This is a genomic window from Salinimonas lutimaris (assembly GCF_005222225.1).
GTDB classification, from domain to species: domain Bacteria; phylum Pseudomonadota; class Gammaproteobacteria; order Enterobacterales; family Alteromonadaceae; genus Alteromonas; species Alteromonas lutimaris.
The window spans coordinates 3,383,495-3,401,277 of sequence record NZ_CP036536.1; the positions used below are offsets into that span (position 1 = coordinate 3,383,495).

At 50.3% G+C, this 17,783-nt stretch carries 16 protein-coding genes and 1 other RNA gene; 12 read left to right on the plus strand and 5 right to left on the minus strand.

Annotation, left to right across the window (positions count from 1 at the left end; translation table 11 throughout):
- The first annotated feature begins 116 nt into the window (after positions 1 to 116).
- From EZV72_RS14875 to EZV72_RS14890, 4 genes are all read left to right on the plus strand, one after another.
- Positions 117 to 869 (plus strand): hypothetical protein, encoded by a 753-nt coding sequence (locus tag EZV72_RS14875; RefSeq protein ID WP_137167968.1) that lies wholly within the window; start codon positions 117 to 119, stop codon positions 867 to 869.
- Complete coding sequence (locus EZV72_RS14880) at positions 853 to 2,259, plus strand: O-antigen ligase family protein (RefSeq protein ID WP_137167969.1); 1,407 nt, start codon at positions 853 to 855, stop codon at positions 2,257 to 2,259. Before EZV72_RS14875 ends, EZV72_RS14880 begins: the two co-directional genes overlap by 17 nt.
- Positions 2,260 to 2,563: 304 nt before the next feature.
- Entirely contained in the window at positions 2,564 to 3,301 is a 738-nt protein-coding gene (locus tag EZV72_RS14885; RefSeq protein ID WP_137167970.1) for a SapC family protein, read from the plus strand.
- Entirely contained in the window at positions 3,294 to 3,983 is a 690-nt protein-coding gene (locus tag EZV72_RS14890) for a DUF6445 family protein (RefSeq protein ID WP_137167971.1), read from the plus strand. The genes EZV72_RS14885 and EZV72_RS14890 overlap by 8 nt, the downstream gene beginning before the upstream one ends.
- Here EZV72_RS14890 and EZV72_RS14895 read toward each other — a convergent pair.
- Complete coding sequence (locus tag EZV72_RS14895) at positions 3,967 to 7,014, minus strand: TonB-dependent receptor (protein WP_232364436.1); 3,048 nt, start codon at positions 7,012 to 7,014, stop codon at positions 3,967 to 3,969. The genes EZV72_RS14890 and EZV72_RS14895 overlap by 17 nt on opposite strands.
- Positions 7,015 to 7,376: 362 nt before the next feature.
- Between EZV72_RS14895 and EZV72_RS14900 the strand changes: the two genes are divergently transcribed.
- Both EZV72_RS14900 and EZV72_RS14905 read left to right on the plus strand, forming a co-directional pair.
- Positions 7,377 to 7,931 carry an RNA polymerase sigma factor gene (locus EZV72_RS14900; protein ID WP_137167973.1) on the plus strand — a complete coding sequence of 185 codons (555 nt, stop codon included), beginning with the start codon at positions 7,377 to 7,379 and terminating at the stop codon, positions 7,929 to 7,931.
- Positions 7,924 to 8,958 carry a FecR family protein gene (locus tag EZV72_RS14905; protein ID WP_175405135.1) on the plus strand — a complete coding sequence of 345 codons (1,035 nt, stop codon included), beginning with the start codon at positions 7,924 to 7,926 and terminating at the stop codon, positions 8,956 to 8,958. The genes EZV72_RS14900 and EZV72_RS14905 overlap by 8 nt, the downstream gene beginning before the upstream one ends.
- Positions 8,959 to 8,975: 17 nt before the next feature.
- Here EZV72_RS14905 and rnpB read toward each other — a convergent pair.
- From rnpB to zapE, 3 genes are all read right to left on the minus strand, one after another.
- Positions 8,976 to 9,328, minus strand: an RNA gene (gene rnpB, locus EZV72_RS14910) — RNase P RNA component class A.
- A 157-nt stretch (positions 9,329 to 9,485) separates the two neighbouring features.
- Positions 9,486 to 10,208 (minus strand): YebC/PmpR family DNA-binding transcriptional regulator, encoded by a 723-nt coding sequence (locus tag EZV72_RS14915; RefSeq protein WP_137167975.1) that lies wholly within the window; start codon positions 10,206 to 10,208, stop codon positions 9,486 to 9,488.
- A 94-nt stretch (positions 10,209 to 10,302) separates the two neighbouring features.
- On the minus strand, positions 10,303 to 11,406 hold the full coding sequence (gene zapE, locus EZV72_RS14920; protein WP_137167976.1) for a cell division protein ZapE: 1,104 nt from the start codon (positions 11,404 to 11,406) through the stop codon (positions 10,303 to 10,305).
- Between the two features lie 390 nt (positions 11,407 to 11,796).
- On the opposite strand from zapE, the gene EZV72_RS14925 reads away from it, so the two are divergent.
- From EZV72_RS14925 to EZV72_RS14935, 3 genes are all read left to right on the plus strand, one after another.
- On the plus strand, positions 11,797 to 12,243 hold the full coding sequence (locus EZV72_RS14925; RefSeq protein ID WP_137167977.1) for a ZapG family protein: 447 nt from the start codon (positions 11,797 to 11,799) through the stop codon (positions 12,241 to 12,243).
- A 76-nt stretch (positions 12,244 to 12,319) separates the two neighbouring features.
- Positions 12,320 to 13,687 (plus strand): DegQ family serine endoprotease, encoded by a 1,368-nt coding sequence (locus tag EZV72_RS14930; protein WP_137167978.1) that lies wholly within the window; start codon positions 12,320 to 12,322, stop codon positions 13,685 to 13,687.
- A 178-nt stretch (positions 13,688 to 13,865) separates the two neighbouring features.
- Positions 13,866 to 14,942 (plus strand): trypsin-like peptidase domain-containing protein, encoded by a 1,077-nt coding sequence (locus EZV72_RS14935; protein ID WP_137167979.1) that lies wholly within the window; start codon positions 13,866 to 13,868, stop codon positions 14,940 to 14,942.
- A gap of 239 nt (positions 14,943 to 15,181) precedes the next feature.
- Here EZV72_RS14935 and EZV72_RS14940 read toward each other — a convergent pair whose 3' ends face one another.
- Positions 15,182 to 15,421: a hypothetical protein gene (locus EZV72_RS14940; protein WP_137167980.1), complete on the minus strand. Its 240-nt coding sequence runs from the start codon at positions 15,419 to 15,421 to the stop codon at positions 15,182 to 15,184.
- A gap of 533 nt (positions 15,422 to 15,954) precedes the next feature.
- Between EZV72_RS14940 and EZV72_RS14945 the strand changes: the two genes are divergently transcribed.
- The 3 genes from EZV72_RS14945 to EZV72_RS14955 are packed head-to-tail and all read left to right on the plus strand — an operon-like array spanning position 15,955 to position 17,781.
- Positions 15,955 to 16,695 carry a MipA/OmpV family protein gene (locus EZV72_RS14945; protein ID WP_175405136.1) on the plus strand — a complete coding sequence of 247 codons (741 nt, stop codon included), beginning with the start codon at positions 15,955 to 15,957 and terminating at the stop codon, positions 16,693 to 16,695.
- Positions 16,696 to 16,708: 13 nt separating this feature from the next.
- Positions 16,709 to 17,077, plus strand: coding sequence for a DUF3019 domain-containing protein (locus EZV72_RS14950; protein WP_175405137.1), 369 nt, complete (start codon positions 16,709 to 16,711; stop codon positions 17,075 to 17,077).
- The gene (locus tag EZV72_RS14955; protein ID WP_232364438.1) at positions 17,074 to 17,781 is read left to right on the plus strand and encodes a response regulator transcription factor; all 708 of its coding nucleotides are present in this window, start codon (positions 17,074 to 17,076) and stop codon (positions 17,779 to 17,781) included. Before EZV72_RS14950 ends, EZV72_RS14955 begins: the two co-directional genes overlap by 4 nt.
- The last annotated feature ends 2 nt before the right edge of the window (positions 17,782 to 17,783 follow it).

Sequence of the window (17,783 nt, forward strand, 5' to 3'; positions counted from 1 at the left end):
TTTCCATTTAAACGGACAAACTTTCCCCAATCAGACTGCCCATATGCAGTGCAGTTGCGCATTTATGGAACACTTCTGGCATAATCCTTTGCGTTACAACTTTAACCAAGGCTTTTATGTCTACGCCCTCCACGAACACTTCTGCTTATAAACCCGGCGCTGCTGGCGGTTTGCGCAATCCTACCGCGCAAAATCTGCTACGCGTGGGCGCAGGGATGTTGTCGGTAATTCTGATAGTATTGTGTGTTCAAACAGGTACAGCGTACTTTAGTGCCAATGATGCTGTGGCCCAGACAGAACGTTGGTTCAACGGTCAGAGCAAGGCCGATGAAGCCGATTTAGAAATTGTTCAGAAGAATCTGGAAAGTGTAGATTCTGCGATTCTGGACGATGCAACCATCAAGCTGGCGCTGGCCAAGCTGTATTTTGTTCGCGGGCAGCACAATCAGTCTGACGTGTATTTTGAGGCAGCGCATAAAGCGATTTCGGATGTGCAGTTAATGCAACCTTCTCATTTTGAAGCTCTGGCGCTTCGGGTAGTACTGGATGACTATCTGGACGAAATAGGCCAGGACACCTTATCCACCTTACGTAAACTTCTGACGATGGGCCCGTTTGAGCGCGAAGTGCAAAAACTGGTTGGTCCGATACTGGTTAAACGCTGGTACAGCTTACCGCCAGATATTCATAGTATGGCCGAGCCACTGATCACCAGCGCTCTGCGCGAAAAATCTGCCAAAGCGGTGCTGATGAACAGCATGGCCCGCTACCATATTGTGCTGCCTTTTTTCTGCTGTTCACCTAATCAGGAAACCTCAGATCAACTCAGTCATCTGGAAACCTCTATTCGCAATGCCACGGTTAGATAACTCACTGGACACCCTGGCCCGGGCGACCTTTGCCGCCACCTTATTCGTGCTGCCCTGGTTGCACGGTGCAGAACTGTTCTGGGAGCAATTATTTGTTGCCGCCGGCTTGTTTATGGCATTGCTGTTTACCCTGATGCACAAAAATATCTTTGCTGAGATATCCCGCCCGGCACTGCTGGTACTGACAACATTTTGCGTCTGGCTGCTTTACAGCGCGCTATATCTGGTGCCACTGCCCGCCAACTGGATTGCCTGGCTGAGCCCCAATACCCACCAGTGGCAAAGTAATGTTGAATTGGCCGAAACCGGCTATTTGACGTTATACCGGCAGGCAACGATTATTGAAGTGTTTAAATTCGCCGGTCTGATCTGTGTGTTCTTTCTAACCGGCAGTTTGTTTCGTTCAGTCTACCGCCTGCGTTTGCTGGCCTATGCGGTAATTATTGCCGGTTTTACCACAGCGGTGTATTCGCAGCTGAACTTTGCCACCGGTGGGGCCTTTGAACTGGTTGAGGCCATCCCTCCGTGGGACTTCAGCTGGTTTGAAGGCATTCGCGGAACATTCAGTTATAAAAATCAGTATGCGGTATATATGCTGGTTTGCCTGGCTGTTTCCGTGGGAGTCCTGGTGGATGAAGTCATGGAAAGCCGCTCGGTGGCAGGCCCAGAAGACCGGCGTGCCTGGCTAACGCCGGCTACTGTCTTTTTACTGGTAGCAGTTATTCTGTTTTTTATGACTTTGCTTAATACCAGCTCCCGGGGGGCCTTACTGGCTTTACTGGCAGGCACCGGCCTATCACTGGGCCTGCTGATGTTACGTAACCGCACCTTGCTTAAACGTTTACTGAAACCCAAATATCTGGCTATTGGGCTGGGCGGACTAGTACTAGCTGCCGTGGTATTTACCCAATCCAGCATTTATGAGCGCTTTACCAGTGAGCACATGGCGGATAATGGACGTACGCTGCTGCGCAACACGGTGGTTAAGGTGATTGACGATTATCCGGCCTTTGGCACCGGGCCGGGCACATACCCCTTTATTCAGCACAACTACAAACCTCTGGAGCTGGGCAATACACAGATGTCCAAGCATTCGCATAACGACTATCTGGAAACACTGGCAACGCAGGGCGTCATTGGCATGCTGTTATTGTTCATTCCGGTGGCATTGCTGCTGTGGCGTGGCTTCAGCCGCTCCCGCCAGTTTCATAGTACCGGCTTGCTGCTGGGGTGTCAGTCGGCCATTCTGGCCTATCTGATTCAGGCAACCTATGATGTGAATGTGGGGGTCTACATTTTGCCGCTACACTTTGTTTTACTGGCCAGTATTTTGTGGCAGCTCACGGCTCCGTGGCTTCAGACCACCTCAGACAATCAATATACAAAATAAATTCATTTTTCTTACAAAAAACTGGGGGAGTTTTTTCAGCCGCTCGTCTGAACCAGTAAGACAGTGAATAACTGTCTGTCGTGTGATTTGCCAAGACACGTAATCCGGTGCCTGCCACTGAAGCTGTCCTTAACTGTTACCTAAGCAATGTCCCCCTGCCGGTAATAGAGGTTTCAGTGGCATGCGCCTACCTTGTATCCGCCCCTGAATTCCTGCTATCGTCCTTGTTTACTGAACAATTTACCGTCGTTCATTCGTATACCACCTGCAAAAGCGGATTTTAGTACAGGAAAGGGAGGCCGGCATGTCACAATTTATTGCGCTTAATGCGGCTCAGCACCACAACCTTTGTGTTGCACCGGATAAGACCGGGCACGCGGGTGCTGATGAGCACCTGATTCCTGTCGTGCTTAATGAGTTTGCCCAGCTCGTCATTCAGTATCCTATTGTTATTTCCCGTCATGAGCCTAGCGGACAGCTGATTTGCTCTGCCATGCTGGGGTTTGAGGAGCGCGAAAACCTGTTTTGGGAAGAAGGCCGCTGGAACAGCCTTTATATTCCTGCACAAATTGAACGTCATCCCTTTTATATCGGCCAGCAGGATGAGCAGCAGCGCCAGATGATATATATTGATACTCAAAGTCCGGCGCTCACCCACATCAACGATAATCAAGGCACCCGGTTATTTACCGATAGCGGCCAGCCTACCGCGCTGATGCAGCAAAAACAGCAATTGTTAGCCATGTTACTGGAAGGCGAAGTGGCCACCGCACAATTTCTGAGCGAGCTGGATCGCTTATCTCTGATCACCCCCATTGCGCTGGATGTGACATTTTGCGATAACAGCAGCAGCAAAATCAGCGGGCTGTTTACCATTGATGAAGACCGCCTTGCTGCCCTGCCCGGCGAAGATATTACCCGCCTGCATCAGCTCAATATGCTATCACCTGCCTATACATTGCTGGCATCCCATGCGCATATATACTCGCTGATTGAGCGCAAAAATGCCCGAATACAAAAAGGAGAAGCCTGGTTTGGCTGAACATACTCCGGTGTTCTCCTGCAAGCTTATTGGTGCGGGAAAAACACCTCTGGTTATTGCCGATAATTTTCATCCTGATCCGGACAGCCTGCGCCAACAGGCCGCCACACTGACCTATACCACCAGCGCTGAAGACTTTTACCCCGGCGTGCGGGCCGATGCCCCCGGCTGTTATATCAGCTTTATTAACCATATGCTGCCAGCGGTGATGAGCACCGCCGGCGCACCTTTTGATGCCAGTGTTACATTAAGCCGGCTGTCTCTTGCCACCACCGCGCCGGGTCAGCTTAAACCCATTCAGTGTGTGCCACACTTTGACTCGGTGAATGATAAACAGTGGGCCATGGTGCATTACCTGTCAGCCAGCAATACCGGCGGCACCGGCTTTTACCGTCACCGTGATACCGCGTTTGAAAAGGTAAACAAAGCCGATGCCGCTATTTATATGAAACGGCTGAAAACCCAGGCAACCACCGTGGGGTTTCCGCCCAACGAATACATTGATGGCACCACTGAATTATTTGTACATATTGGTCAGGCAGACTGGGCCTATAACCGCGCTATTTTTTACCCGTCTACCCTGTTTCATTCAGCGCAGATAATACCGTGTACACTCAGTGAGGATCCGTTAGCCGGCCGGCTGACAGGAAACGCCTGTATAGACCTTAGTACGTTGCCCTGAAACCAACGGCAAACCGGCTGCCGGTATCCTGAATAAGCAATAGCTGATTGGCAAACCGACCATGCTTATGCACAATTTCGTCGGTCAGGTTAATACCTTCAAAAAATATCGATAACTGACTGGTTACCTGATAAGAAGCGCTCATATCCCACTGTTTGTATGGGCTGACATAAGTAGGCTCGGTGCTGAGCGGCTGCTCCAGCGACTGCAAAAAACCCTCACGGTAATTCCATGCCAGGCGCCACTGTAGCGCGCCTTTTTCATAAAACAGCACCAGATTACGGGCACCGGATAGCCCGGTCAGGGCAAACTTGCTGTTCACATTGTATTTGTCCAGCTCAGCATTGCTGTCTACCTGACTGTAATTGGCCTGTAGCCCCCAGCCGGTTTTACCGAATAAGTGCTGTGCACTTAATTCCAGCCCGTCGACCACTGCCGTGCGACCGTTTACCGGGCGAGCCACATCAAACCAGGCTGCGCTGTCCTGGTCATCAGCATTTAATGGGTTGCTGCCGGTAGAAGGGTCGGTAACCGAGGCATACAGTACCGGCTGACTGTTAATGGTAATAAAGTTATCAACATACTTGCGATACACCCCGGCTGACAGGTAATTGCTGTCGCCGTAGTAGTATTCAAGCGCTACATCCAGATTATCAGACTCAAATGGCCGCAACTGAGGGTTGCCTACAAAGGCGCGCAAATCACCGCCCTGTCGGGTGGTAGTGTAGCGGGTCCCCGGCGACATTTGCTCTAATGTCGGGCGGGTCAGGCTGCGTGAGTACCCGGCCCGTACAACCCAGTTTTCCTGCCAGGCCGCCCGCAGGCTCACCGCCGGTAACCAGTTAGAATAGCTAAATTGTGAAAACTCGGCCTGCGTATCTTCAAACACCGGTCCCAGCTCGGTCTGATCCAGAATCACCAGACGACTGAGCACCTCATTGACAGCACTGACTGACACTTGGGTATACTCGGCCCGCATGCCCAGATTGGCAGACAAAAACCAGTTCGACAACGGGAGTTCCAGTGATGTATTGACGTATCCGGCCCAGACTTTTTCTGACACAGAATAAGAATTGCCCCGTCGCACCGGGCTTAAGTCCACATTCCCCAGTGCTTCAAGGTAGCTAAACAGTTGCGGGCCGTCATGGCGTAACCACTGATGGGGAATCGTATCGCTGCCCGACACCGAACTTAAAAAGCTGTCGCCGGCATTAAACCGGGTCTGAAATGACAACGGAATTTGTGGCGAATCAAAGTAACCGCAAAAATAGCAATGCAGGCCGTTATATTCATTGTCGCGCCGTTCGTTGTCTTTTTGCTGATGGCTGTATCTCAGGCCTGCGCTAATCCCGGCAAGCCAGGCCGAGCCACTGACCCAGCGCACATTCAAAGCCGCCTGATCAATACTGTCTTCAATCTGCCAGCCGCGTTTTAACATAACGTGTGTGCGACTGTTTGCCGGGTCCAGATAATGACTGACACCGGTGAGCTCGCCGGCCGCATTTTGCTGAAGCGGGTTGGCAGACTCAAAGCCATAGATTGCCGGCAGGATGTTGCCCTGGGTATGATCAAATGTAGATTGGTTCAGGTAGCCTATCAGTGACAGGGCATCTCCATCACCGTCAGGGTCGTCCACCTGCGCACGGCTGGTCGCTATATCCAGCGACAGCATCAGCGCATCAGCCGGCTCCCATTGCAGGTTCGCGCCCAGACTGTGAAGTACCGAGTTCCGGTTGAATGAACGGGCATGAAAATCGGTGGCATGTCCGGTACGCTGGGAAAAGCGGATTGCCGTCCCATTGGTGTCGGTCACCACATCTTCTAAATTACTGGAGGTAAACCAGTGTCCGATAGAGGTAGCAGAAGAATCGACGGAAAAATCTGTCCCCAGATAGTCCAGCGTCAGCGCCAGGTCCTCAGCAGGGCGATACTGATACACCACCGTCGCCCCCTGGCGGCGGCGGGTTTCAAAACGCACCCGCTGATCGTACTTGCGCGGCACATACAAATTATCCACCGGTTTATCGAGTTGTTCTGCCGGCACACCGGTATTGACCACCCAGCCATCAATTTGTGCCTCGTCTATGCGGGCATCACGGGCATAATAAGACAACGATACCAGCAGTCCCATGGTGTCATGATTAAAGGTATCACTGAATAACAGTGAGCCTTGCGGCGTGTACTGCCCGGCATTACTGTCGTACTGCATTTTTACACTACCGGCCACCCTCAATCCGCGCAGCGCCAGCGGTTTGGCAGTCTGAATATTGATGGTCGCTCCCACCCCGCCCCCCGGTAATCCGGCTTGTCCCTGCTTATGCACAGTGACGGCATTGACCATCTCCGGGGCCAGCGTATCAAAGCTGAATTGCCGGCCTAAAGTATCCGTGGCCATTTGACGTCCGTTTAACAGCACGTTGTTAAACTGCGGGCCAAACCCGCGCACCGACACAAACTGCCCCTCCCCCTCGGCCCGATCAATGCTCACTCCCGGCACCCGTTGCAATGCCTCCGCCAGATTCTGATCCGGAAACTTTCCCATCTCCAGGGACTGCACGGTTTCCAGCACATATTCTGCATCACGCTTAATACTGACACTTTGTGTGGTGCGCGCACGCAAGCCTTTGACCTCAATGTATTCAACCCGATCCTGATTATCGCGCAGCGGCACGGTTAACAACTCATCCTGGGCAGCGGTCAGTTCGCGAAACCAGCGGGCCAGCATGCTCTCGCTTTGTGCGGGAGCCTCATCAACCAATATCGTGATGTTGTTATGCTCATCAAACCGGGCAGAAAGCCCTGTCCCCTTCAGCAATCCGGACATGGCCTGACGAATCGTCAGTGCGCCTTCTACCGGATTGGTAATGGTATGGCGAACTTTATTGTACGGAAAGGCAATCGTCAGGCCGGCTTGTTCAGCAAAATCAATGAGGGCTTCATCGGCGGTATTGCGATGAATAAAAAATGGGAGCTGCGCCTGCGTGACCGGCGCCAGCTCTTCAGCCCCGACCGGCTTGCTGATGACTGCCAACGGCAATAAACCTGCAACAGCAATAGCAACAGGTGACCAACAGCAATATTGACGGGCGGCAAGCCTGGGGAACTTTGTTAAGCGCATACAGTTAGCATGACTACCTGATTTTTATCATTATTATTGACTGAGCCAGGCGTTGTTTGAATGAGTTGTATCACTCACGTGAATCACATCCTTTAAAGTGGCCACGCAAAGCCACACACTGGCAGACCAGCGTTGTTAGGCTATCATAAGTTACAAAGTATCAGTTACACTTAATTAACAACACCCGTGATTTTCTTTTTTCACTTATTTACTGGCCCGGTAGTGGGGTTTTCCCGCTGGCGCTCGTCTTTTAAATAACAACAAAAATAATCATTATGCCCGTGAACTCAACAATCCATGATGCCTATATGGCAGCGCGTAGCGGAATGGCAAGAATGCTGACCCGCCTGGTGCCGCCCAAAGAAGTGGACGACATTTTACAGGACACTTACGTACGCTTATGTCAGGCCAAAAGCACTGAGCATATTCGTGAGCCGCGTTCATTTTTGTACCGGACTGCCCGTAACCTGGCGTTTGACCACTTAAAACGGGCAGAAGTACGTTTGGTAGACACCGAAGCCGATGCCGAAACCGGGCATCAGCACTCGCTGGCTTATGATCATGATCAACCATGGGAGCAGTCTGCCACCCAGGAAGAGTTTGGCCATTTCTGCGATGCGGTAAAAGCTCTTCCGCCGCAGTGTCGACGGGCGTTTGTTTTAAAAAAGGTATATGGCTATTCCATTAAGGAAATCGCCGCCGAGTTGTCAATAAGTGATAAAACCGTGGAAAAACACATTGCGCAGGGCATTAAGCGCTGCACGTTATACATGCGTAATATCAACGCACAGAGCGATGATTGCACAGCCACAGGAGGTCAACATGAGTAATACCGATAATGTTGTGCCTTTACACAGTGAAGACCAGATAATGGATGATGCCGGTTTGTGGCTGGTACGGCTTGATGAGGGCTTATCTGATGCGCAGAAGCAGGAACTGACCAGTTGGCTGCGTCATCGCCGTCATCGCGATGCCTTTTTAGAAATGGCGCAGCTGTGGGATAAAATAGACTGTCTGGGACAGCTCAGCGAGTTGTTTCCCGATGTGCCGAATAAATCCCGTCGCCGCACTCCCCTGCTGGCCATGGCTGCGTCGGTGATGCTGATGGTGTTCGCTGGCCTGGCAACCTGGCAGCTGTGGCCGGTATCACCGTCAGTATTGCAGGTTCAGCACGTGGGCACCTTCACCAGCGCGGTGGGGCAGCAGCGAAAAATACCTCTACCTGATGGCAGTCAGCTTTGGCTGAATACTGACTCAATTGCCGATGTGACTTTTACCGGTAATCAGCGTCTGATTCATCTAAGACGTGGCGAGTTACACATTGCTGTGGCCAAAGATCGGCAGCGCCCGTTAAGTGTGCTGGCCGGGCAACAGCAAATACAGGCAGTGGGCACCGAATTTAATGTGGCGCTAAATCAGGATGATATCGAACTAGTCGTCACCGAAGGCAAGGTTAAGGTGGCCAGCGGGGTAAACGGTAAGCAGGGTTTACTAGGTAAGGACAAGATTACGCTGACCGATGACTCGCTGGCGGTAACGCAGGGATTTAAAGTCCGCTTAAACGCACAGCAAACCAGCACATTACGGCGGATGCGTAGTGACGAAATCGAATCGGTACAGGCCTGGCGTAATGGTCAGCTGATATTTCGCGGTGAGCCGCTAGCCATTGTGCTGCATGAAGTCAGCCGGTATACCAGCAAACAGTTTGTCATTCGTGATACACAATTGGCGCAGGTTCAGGTGGCTGGTTTATTTAATACCCGTGATGTGGACGCGATGCTGGCCTCACTGGCACAGAACTTTGGTTTGCAATTTACCGAAAAGACGCCGAATCAGGTGGAAGTGACGGCAGGGTAACCCTGCCGTCTAAAAGAAGGTGGAGTCGGCACATAAGCCGGGTTCTGTCGTGGGCAACCATTCCTCTAGGCCAGCAATTACTCACTGGCTCAAGCAACCTACCCGCTCCCCGTACGGGCCGTACGTATAAGGAGCCTATTTGGTCTTGCTCCGGGTGGAGTTTACCGTGCCACAAACTGTTACCAGTTGCGCGGTGCGCTCTTACCGCACCCTTTCACCCTTACCGGCACTTACGTGCTTAGGCGGTATACTCTCTGCTGCACTAGTCGTCGGCTCACGCCGCCCAGACGTTATCTGGCACCCTGCCCTGTGGAGCCCGGACTTTCCTCCCCTTCCATAAAATGAAAGCGGCGATTGCCTGGCCAACTCCACGGCGCATTCTACCTGAGGCCAGTAAAAAAAGCGACACGCAATACAAACAAAAACGCACCGTGGTAAGACGGTGCGTTTTTCAGTTCAGCCCGGAGTCGTTCAGGACTTTGTTGAACGTTCAGGACTATTTATTTAGTCGTTCAGGACTAATTTTTTTAGTCGTTCAGGACTGCGTTATGATAAACATCCTGCACGTCATCGCAGTCGTTCAGCATATCCATAAACTTATCAAACATCGGACGATCTTCTTCACTGATCTCTGCCTCTGTCTGCGGAATAAAGGTAATTTCCTCGGCATCCAGGGTCAGATCAGGATATGCATCATTCAGGGCGGTTTTGACATTGTTGAATTCGGTGTGCGGCGCATATACCGTGATTTTGCCGTCTTCCTGCTCAACTTCAGTCACGTCCACATCTGCTTCCATCAGTACTTCAAGTACCGCGTCTTCATCTTCGCCGGCAAACTGAAATACTGCCTGATGATCAAACATGTGGCTAACTGCACCTGGCCCACCAATTTTTGAATTGGTTTTGGTAAAGCAGTTACGTACATCAGTAATCGTACGATTTGCGTTATCCGTCAGGCAGTCCACAATCACCATGCAGTTACCCGGGCCGAAACCTTCATATCGGGCCGGCTCGTAGTTTTCACCGGCACCACCGGCCGCTTTATCAATGGCTTTTTCGATAACGTGCGCAGGCACCTGATCTTTTTTGGCTTTATCCATTAACCGACGCAGTGACAGGTTTGTTTCCGGGTCACTACCGCCATTTTTTGCGCTTACATAAATTTCTTTTCCGTACTTGGAATAAACTTTTGTTTTCGCGCCGGCCGTTTTAGCCATGGCCGCTTTTCTTACTTCGAATGCTCTTCCCATTTTCTAATCTCTTGCTTTAGCGTTTTTTCGCGTCTTGGCGCAACAATAACCAACCGCAGAAGTTTACCCACAAACCTGATGTGTGAACAGCGCTTTAAGGTAAGTGTTCGGTGGCCAGATAATCGTGAGACTGCATTTCTTTAAGACGACTCATGCAGCGTTTAAACTCAAAAGACAGTCGTCCTTCGGTGTATAAATCTTCCATAGCGACTTCCGCCGACATAATTAGCTTAACATGACGCTCGTAAAATTCGTCAACCATGGCAATAAAGCGCCGGGCGGTGTCGTCATTGTTCTGCCCCATCTGCTTCACGTTAGCTACCAGTACAGAATGGTAGCAGCGGCTCAGCTCAATATAGTCACTGTGACTACGCGGACCTTCGCAGATTTCCTTGAATTCTATCATCAGCACGCCATCGGCGTTACAACAGGTGTTCAAATAACGGTTATTAATCTCTATCTTTTCATTCTGACAGCCTTTTTCCGGTGCCAGCTGAGTAAAGTAAGTATGCAGATTGTCAGTCGCCTGCGCATCCAGCGGGTAGTGATAAATCTCAGCCTGTTCCAGGGTACGCAAACGATAATCTACACCGCTGTCTACGTTAATCACTTCGGTGTGCTGTTTAATCAGTTCAATGGCCGGTATAAAGCGGGCTCGCTGCAAGCCATTTTTGTACAAATCATCAGGCACAATATTGGAGGTGGCAACCAGTGAAATACCATGGCCAAATAACTCCTGCATCAATGTACCCAGAATCATGGCGTCGGTAATATCGGAGACAAAAAACTCATCAAAGCAAATTATGCGGGTTTCTTTAGCCAGCTTGGCGGCAACGATTTTCAGCGGGTCCGATGCATTGGTCAGCAGTTTAAGCTCATCGTGAACCCGGTGCATAAAGCGATGAAAGTGCACCCGCATTTTGTTCTCAAACGGCAGGCATTCATAAAAGGTGTCAACCAGATAGGTTTTGCCGCGACCTACTCCGCCGTAAAAGTACAGACCGGTCACCGGCGTTCTGGTCTCATCTTTTTTAAACCAGCTTTTCAGCCTGGCGCCTATTCCGGCAGAGGATTCTGCGGGCGTGGCAAGAAGGTCATCATACAAACGCTGCAGGGCACGCACTGCATTTTCCTGTGCCGCATCGTGCACAAATTCCGGCTGCTTAAGATCGGCCTGATAGGTTTCCCATGGCGTCATGAACCTCAATTCTCCTGCAAACTACATTGCTATTGATACATACAGCTGCACCGACCTGCCTGAAAAACATCGCAGCGCACTTAATTTCCTTACAGAACAGCGTAGAATTGCAGCCCGTAAATGATGTTACGCGTTGAATGAATAAATGCATACCGCGTTAACATTGTATCGGTAATTATACCGCAATCCTGCTGCGCTTAAAAAGTTCGCAGCAGGATGATTTTTTACGCTCCTGTGACTAAAGACATCTTGTGTTACGTTTTAGGGGCCTTACAACTATAAATGGCTACGCAAAAGTGTGATGAACTTGGTATAGTCACAACGTGTATTAAGATATAGCTACAAGCGTTGAATAAGTATCCAGCGCAGCTGAATTTTTCGGAGATCTCAATGGATGTGTTAATTCCTATTGCCCTGCTTGTTGTCGGTTTAATTATCGGCTTTTTTGTTGCGCGCTTCATGTATGCCAAAGACGGCAACACCAAAGCCGCCAAACAGGCTGAGCAAAATGTAAAAGAAATCATGGCCCAGCAGGCGGAACATCATCTTCATCAAACCCGTCAGACTGTGGAATCTATTGAAAGCCAGTGTCAGGCACTGCGCATGCAGGTGGAAGAATATGAAAGTCTGCTAAAACAGGGCACTGATGATGAACAAGACAGTGTGCCTTTTTACGGTGAGCAGGCCTCAACGTATCTGCGTAACAACCTGAAGAACCGTGAAAAATCCTCTGAGAACAGTGTTCAGGGGTTACAACCCAAAGATTTTGCCAATACCGGTTCCGGCTTGTTTGCCGGTTCAAATAGCGGTTCTGCCGCAGGCAAGCAGCAAAAATAGGAACTTTTTGTACTTTTTATGAGTCTGTCTTAAAAAACAGACATTTCGCATTTAACATGAAGGAGTGTAAGCGAACATGAAAAAGTCTCTTCGCCAGATAATGGTTGTTTCTGGAGTCGTTGCCAGTACTGTGGGCATGTCTGTCCCGGCACAGGCTGGACTGCCGTTTTTCTCTGATGATAAAAAACAGGAAGTGCCCTCACTCGCACCGATGCTGGAGGAAGCAACCCCCGCCGTGGTGAGTATTGCGGTTGAAGGAACCCAGACGGCCCGCCGCGAGGTACCTGAAATGTTCCGGTACTTTTTTGGCGGCCCGCAGGAACAGGTTCAGGAGCGCCCGTTCAGAGGCTTAGGCTCTGGTGTTATTATTGATGCCGATAAAGGCTATGTGGTGACCAATAACCACGTAGTCGATAACGCCGATGAAATCACGGTTAAACTTAAAGATGGTCGTGAACTGAAAGCCAAAAAGCTGGGCGCAGATGAGCAAAGCGATATTGCGCTGTTAAAGGTTGAGTCGGACAATTTGACTGCGCTGCCAATTGCTGACTCTGACGAAGCCCGGGTTGGTGACTATGTGGTGGCCATTGGCAACCCGTTTGGCCTGAATCAAACTGTGACCTCTGGCATTGTCAGTGCACTTGGCCGATCTGGCCTGAATATAGGCGGTTATGAGGACTTTATTCAAACCGATGCGGCGATTAACCGGGGTAACTCAGGTGGTGCGCTAATTAACCTGCGCGGAGAGCTTATTGGTATTAACACCGCCATCTTCGGCCCGAACGGCGGCAATGTCGGTATTGGGTTTGCCATCCCTAGTAATATGATGAAAAGCCTGGTAGACCAGATTGCCGAATTTGGCGAAGTTCGTCGGGGTCTGTTAGGTATTCTGGGCAGCGATGTGGATGCCGGGCTGGCTGATGCGATGAACGTCACCGTCAACAAAGGCGCGTTTGTCAGCGAAGTGCAGCCCGACACCGCGGCTCACGAAGCTGGCCTGCAGGCAGGTGATATTATTACCGCGGTTAACGGCCGCAATATTCACAGTTTCCGCGAACTGGCTGCGCGAATTTCCAGTATGGGCGCCGGCGCCGAAGTCGAACTGAGTATCTTGCGCAAAGGCGAAAAGCAAAAAATCAGTGTGACCTTAGATGATGCCAGCGACTCACAGGTAACCGCGGCTCAGATTCATCCTGCACTGGAAGGGGCAGAGCTGGCTAACGGTGAAGATGACGACGGTAATCAGGGGGTTGAGGTTATGGAGCTGGAACGAGGTAGCCCGGCTGCGCGTATTGGCCTGCAACCTGAAGATGTCATCGTCGGTGTAAACCGTCAGCGGGTGAAAACCGTGGCCGAATTCAGAAGCGCACTGGATGAATCCCGCGAAGTGATTGCTCTGAATATCAAGCGAGGAAATACTACACGCTATCTGGTTATCAGGTAAGTTAGTGTTTACTATCAAAGCCACTGTCCGCAGTGGCTTTTTTTGTTGAATGACACAGAGTTGCGCTAAACCGGGATAATTTTTTGTAATCTAAATTATCGGTGTTATTCTTTGTTTTAATATGAATTTCTGCCTCCCTCCCGGTTGTTCAAGGAGGCGTAATAATAAGTACAATATCGTGGCAGGCAGACAAGTTCTTTCATTTCTAATTAAGTCAGTGGTACTGGGCGTAGTGGTAGCGGTGCTTATGCTGGTACTGGTTCCTTCGCTGCGCGAAGGGGACGGTCTCACGCTTGACTGGCTTACCAAGCCCATCAGCACATCACAGCGAAAATCTTACCATGATGCTATTAGCCGCTCCGCACCGGCTGTAGTCAACATCTATAGTGTCAGCATTGAAAACGACGTAGGTATTTACCGTAGTCGCCCCCGGGAGCGCACCAGCCTTGGCTCGGGTGTTATCATGACTGAGTCAGGATATATTCTGACCTGTAATCATGTTGTTCAGAATGCCGATAGCATAGTGGTGGCCGTTCAGGATGGCCAGATTCTGGAAGCGCAAATTGTCGGCACCGATCAGTATACCGATCTGGCGGTGTTAAAAGTAAAAGGTGAGAATCTGCATAAGATCCCCCAGCCTGAGAGCGAAGGGGTTGAGGTTGGCGATATGGTTATGGCCATTGGCAACCCGTTTGATTTAGGCCAGACCGTAACACACGGTATGGTAAGCCGCGCCGGTCGTAATGGTTTGTCGAATTTTGTAGATTTTATTCAAACCGATGCGGTTTTGAATCAGGGTAACTCTGGTGGTGCGCTGGTTGACAGCAACGGGACTCTGGTGGGGATCACGAATGCTAACTTTCAGGTACGCGATGCGCGTAATGGTGTACGTAATGTAGATGGCATCAACTTCGCCGTGCCCTACGAACTGGCCAAACGAGTGATGGATGAAATTATTACTAACGGCAAGGTGGTTCGTGGGCAACTGGGCTTCATTGGCGGCGAACTGCGTGGCCGTCCCGGCGTGATTGTCACCGCCGTGGCTAAGCAAAGTCCGGCCGAAAAAGCCGGCCTGAAACCTAACGATATTATTATGGCCATTAATGGCGTACGTTTAGAAAGCGCCTCTAAAACGCTGGATATGATTGCAGAAACCAAGCCTGGAACAACACTGAATATCGAGGTGAGCCGTAATGGAAAAAGTATCGATATGGATGTGACGGTAGCAGAGCTGGGTGCCAGCCAGGCGGGTTAATATCTTCGTTGATTTGCGGTAACTGTTGTGGGGAAGTCCCTGATACCGCTGCGCCATTTACCATATGACGGGCCATAGCTAACAACTTTCTGCCAACCGGCACTTTTACATTTTTCTTAGCGGGTAAAGCAGATCATTTGCCTGCTATCACACTAAGCTAAATTAGTGGTGTAGCGTGTATGCTTAAGATAAGTGTTGGCATGCGAATGATGCTAGGGAAATAAAGACTATCAGGCAGATTAGCTATTATCTGCCTGATAGACTGGTTTCTGCTTTTTTTCTACTGTCTGACCGTTATCACGTTGTGCTGTTTTAATGCCTTCCTGATTGTCGTACTCAGCAAGGGCATAAGGTGGTTCACCAATAAACAGCATCGTCATAACCATCATGACAAAAAGTACTGTGGGGATAGAATGGCGCAATTCCAGGTAAGGACGCAGCCGACGAATAACGTAATTCAAACCAAGTTTTCCCTGCATACGTTTGTTAACAACCTCTATTCTTCTTATTCGCCTCATCAATCATCAGGCCAATAACATCTGGCATCCTGCCAGCTTATCGCCCTGCTCCTGACCGTGTTAACAGTCACATCATCAACATGACAATGCGTTAATGATTGAAGATTAGACTGAGTATACTTCATTTTTGAATACTTGCATCACGATCTTCAAACTTTAGGCTAAAAAGGAGTAAAACTGGCACGATTTCACACTATTTCGCCCTGTTTTAAACATCTTGTTTACAATGTCGCTATTTTTCTGATTGCTGACAGCGGAATTTCAGACGTTACACATCCTGAGATTCGTGGCTTTTATCGATTTTATTTCGATTCGGATCTTATCAAAGTGTGACGATTTGTAATCAGGCAAAATTTATCCGACAGATTCTGATAGTCTTGGCAAAATTTTTCATTCATAGTCGGTAAACCGTGTTACCACGCTTACTCAGCCTTCTCTCACTATTGTTGATTTGCATTACAAAACCAGCGGTATCAGGCTGCCAGACTCAGTGTGTGCCAGCCGGCGAGTGGCAAATCGGTCTGGCCACCGGTTACGGCGAATTATCAAACCCACTGCGTGGTGGCAGTGAGCAGCCAGTAGTGCTGATTGGGGATATTGCCTGGTACGGTGAGCAGTTTTATGTCGACAACCTGGAAGCCGGCTACGAATTTATTCAGCACGATGACCTGTTTTATCAGGGCTTTGTGACAGTAAACCGGGAAGCCCGCTATTTTGACGACTGGCGCTTTTTTGATGTGCAAAATAGCCTGAGTCCACTGGGCTCAGGAAACGACTCGACAAATGTCAGGCAGCTGGCAGACCGGCACTACGCTGTCCACGCAGGTTTGCGCTCTTCCCTGCTTACCAGTTTTGGTCAGATTTCTGCCATGGCACAAACCGATATCAGCCAGACACATTCAGGCCAGCTGGCCAGTATACAGGTACAGTTCCTGCACAGTATCTATAAGTGGCAGCTCAATTCAGCTCTCAGTCTGACTTGGTACAGCAGTGAGTTCAATAATTACTACTACGGCATCTCAGATCGGGATGCGGTGAGTGCATCAGAGCAATATCGTGTTGGCGCCGGTTTACGACCGGGCATTGAGTTTACTGCAGCCCGGGCGTTAAGCAGCAACTGGGGGCTGCTTCTGCTGATGCGCTATGAACATTTACCCGCTGGTGTTCGCCACAGTCCGGTAGTAACTGACAATAGCCTGACCAGTGTGTTTGGCGGTCTAACTTATCAATTCTAGCGGAGCCTTTTGTTTGCGTTTGTCCGGTTTGGTTCTACTTTCGCTGGTATCTTTAGGATGCCCGGCGGCTTCGCAGTGGTCTGTTGCCCCGCAAATCTGTATTGCCGACACCACCAGCGAAAGCTGCTCAATGGTACTGAAAATCAGCGCTCCCGACGATGCTCCGTTGGCTCAGCCAGCCTGTTTATATTTAGGCAGTCAGCAGCAAACCTGCTGGCCGGAACTCCCCAAAGCACTGACGGTTGATGTGACGCTGAACAACGACACCACCCTTACCTTACAACAAGCCGATGGGGCCGTGTTGGTAACCCGTGCTTTACAGGTTAAAGCACGCCAGACTACGAGCCGACGTCGCATAAGAAGTCCATGGAGGTTATTTTGACGCAACGAATTATTCTGGTGGAAGATGACGACCGCTTGCGTGAGCTGGTGACTGACTTTCTGACCTCTGCTTTTTTTGATGTTATCAGCCTGCCTGACGGCACCGAACTGATTAAACGTGCCCGCGAAACCCCACCTGATCTGATTGTACTGGATGTGATGTTACCCGGTCTTAATGGTTTTGGCCTGTGCCGTCAGCTGCGCCAGTTTTATCAGGGACCGTTGTTGTTTATGACAGCCCGGGATGATGATGTGGATCAGGTGTTGGGGCTGGAGATCGGTGCAGATGACTACGTGACCAAGCCGATCGAACCGCGGGTACTGCTGGCCCGCATTCAGGCGCTGTTACGCAGAGTGCCTCCCACGCCGGAAAGTCAGGCAATAGGAAGTACCTCATCCATGCAGTTTGGCAAACTACAGATAAACAAATCCCGCCGTACTGTTATGCTGGGCAATACCGATATCAAGCTGACCAGTCACGAGTTTGATATGCTGTGGCTGCTGGCGCAAAACGCCGGCCAGGTCGTTGATCGAAATACGATTTATGAAAAAATCATCGGCCGCGAATATGATGGCCTGGACCGCTCTGCCGATGTGCGTATTTCCCGTCTGCGCAAAAAGCTCGAAGATGACCCGGGAAATCCGTTTCGCATAAAAACCATTTGGGGAAAAGGCTTTTTCTTTGTGGCCGAGGCATGGCGTTAGAT

Coding starts and splice junctions, on each gene's coding strand:
- EZV72_RS14940 (WP_137167980.1), bottom strand. CDS start 15,421: ATGCAGGGAAAACTTGGTTTGAATTACGTTATTCGTCGGCTGCGTCCT.
- EZV72_RS14900 (WP_137167973.1), top strand. CDS start 7,377: ATGCCCGTGAACTCAACAATCCATGATGCCTATATGGCAGCGCGTAGC.
- EZV72_RS14885 (WP_137167970.1), top strand. CDS start 2,564: ATGTCACAATTTATTGCGCTTAATGCGGCTCAGCACCACAACCTTTGT.
- EZV72_RS14905 (WP_175405135.1), top strand. CDS start 7,924: ATGAGTAATACCGATAATGTTGTGCCTTTACACAGTGAAGACCAGATA.
- zapE (WP_137167976.1), bottom strand. CDS start 11,406: ATGACGCCATGGGAAACCTATCAGGCCGATCTTAAGCAGCCGGAATTT.
- EZV72_RS14925 (WP_137167977.1), top strand. CDS start 11,797: ATGGATGTGTTAATTCCTATTGCCCTGCTTGTTGTCGGTTTAATTATC.
- EZV72_RS14915 (WP_137167975.1), bottom strand. CDS start 10,208: ATGGGAAGAGCATTCGAAGTAAGAAAAGCGGCCATGGCTAAAACGGCC.
- EZV72_RS14880 (WP_137167969.1), top strand. CDS start 853: ATGCCACGGTTAGATAACTCACTGGACACCCTGGCCCGGGCGACCTTT.
- EZV72_RS14875 (WP_137167968.1), top strand. CDS start 117: ATGTCTACGCCCTCCACGAACACTTCTGCTTATAAACCCGGCGCTGCT.
- EZV72_RS14930 (WP_137167978.1), top strand. CDS start 12,320: ATGAAAAAGTCTCTTCGCCAGATAATGGTTGTTTCTGGAGTCGTTGCC.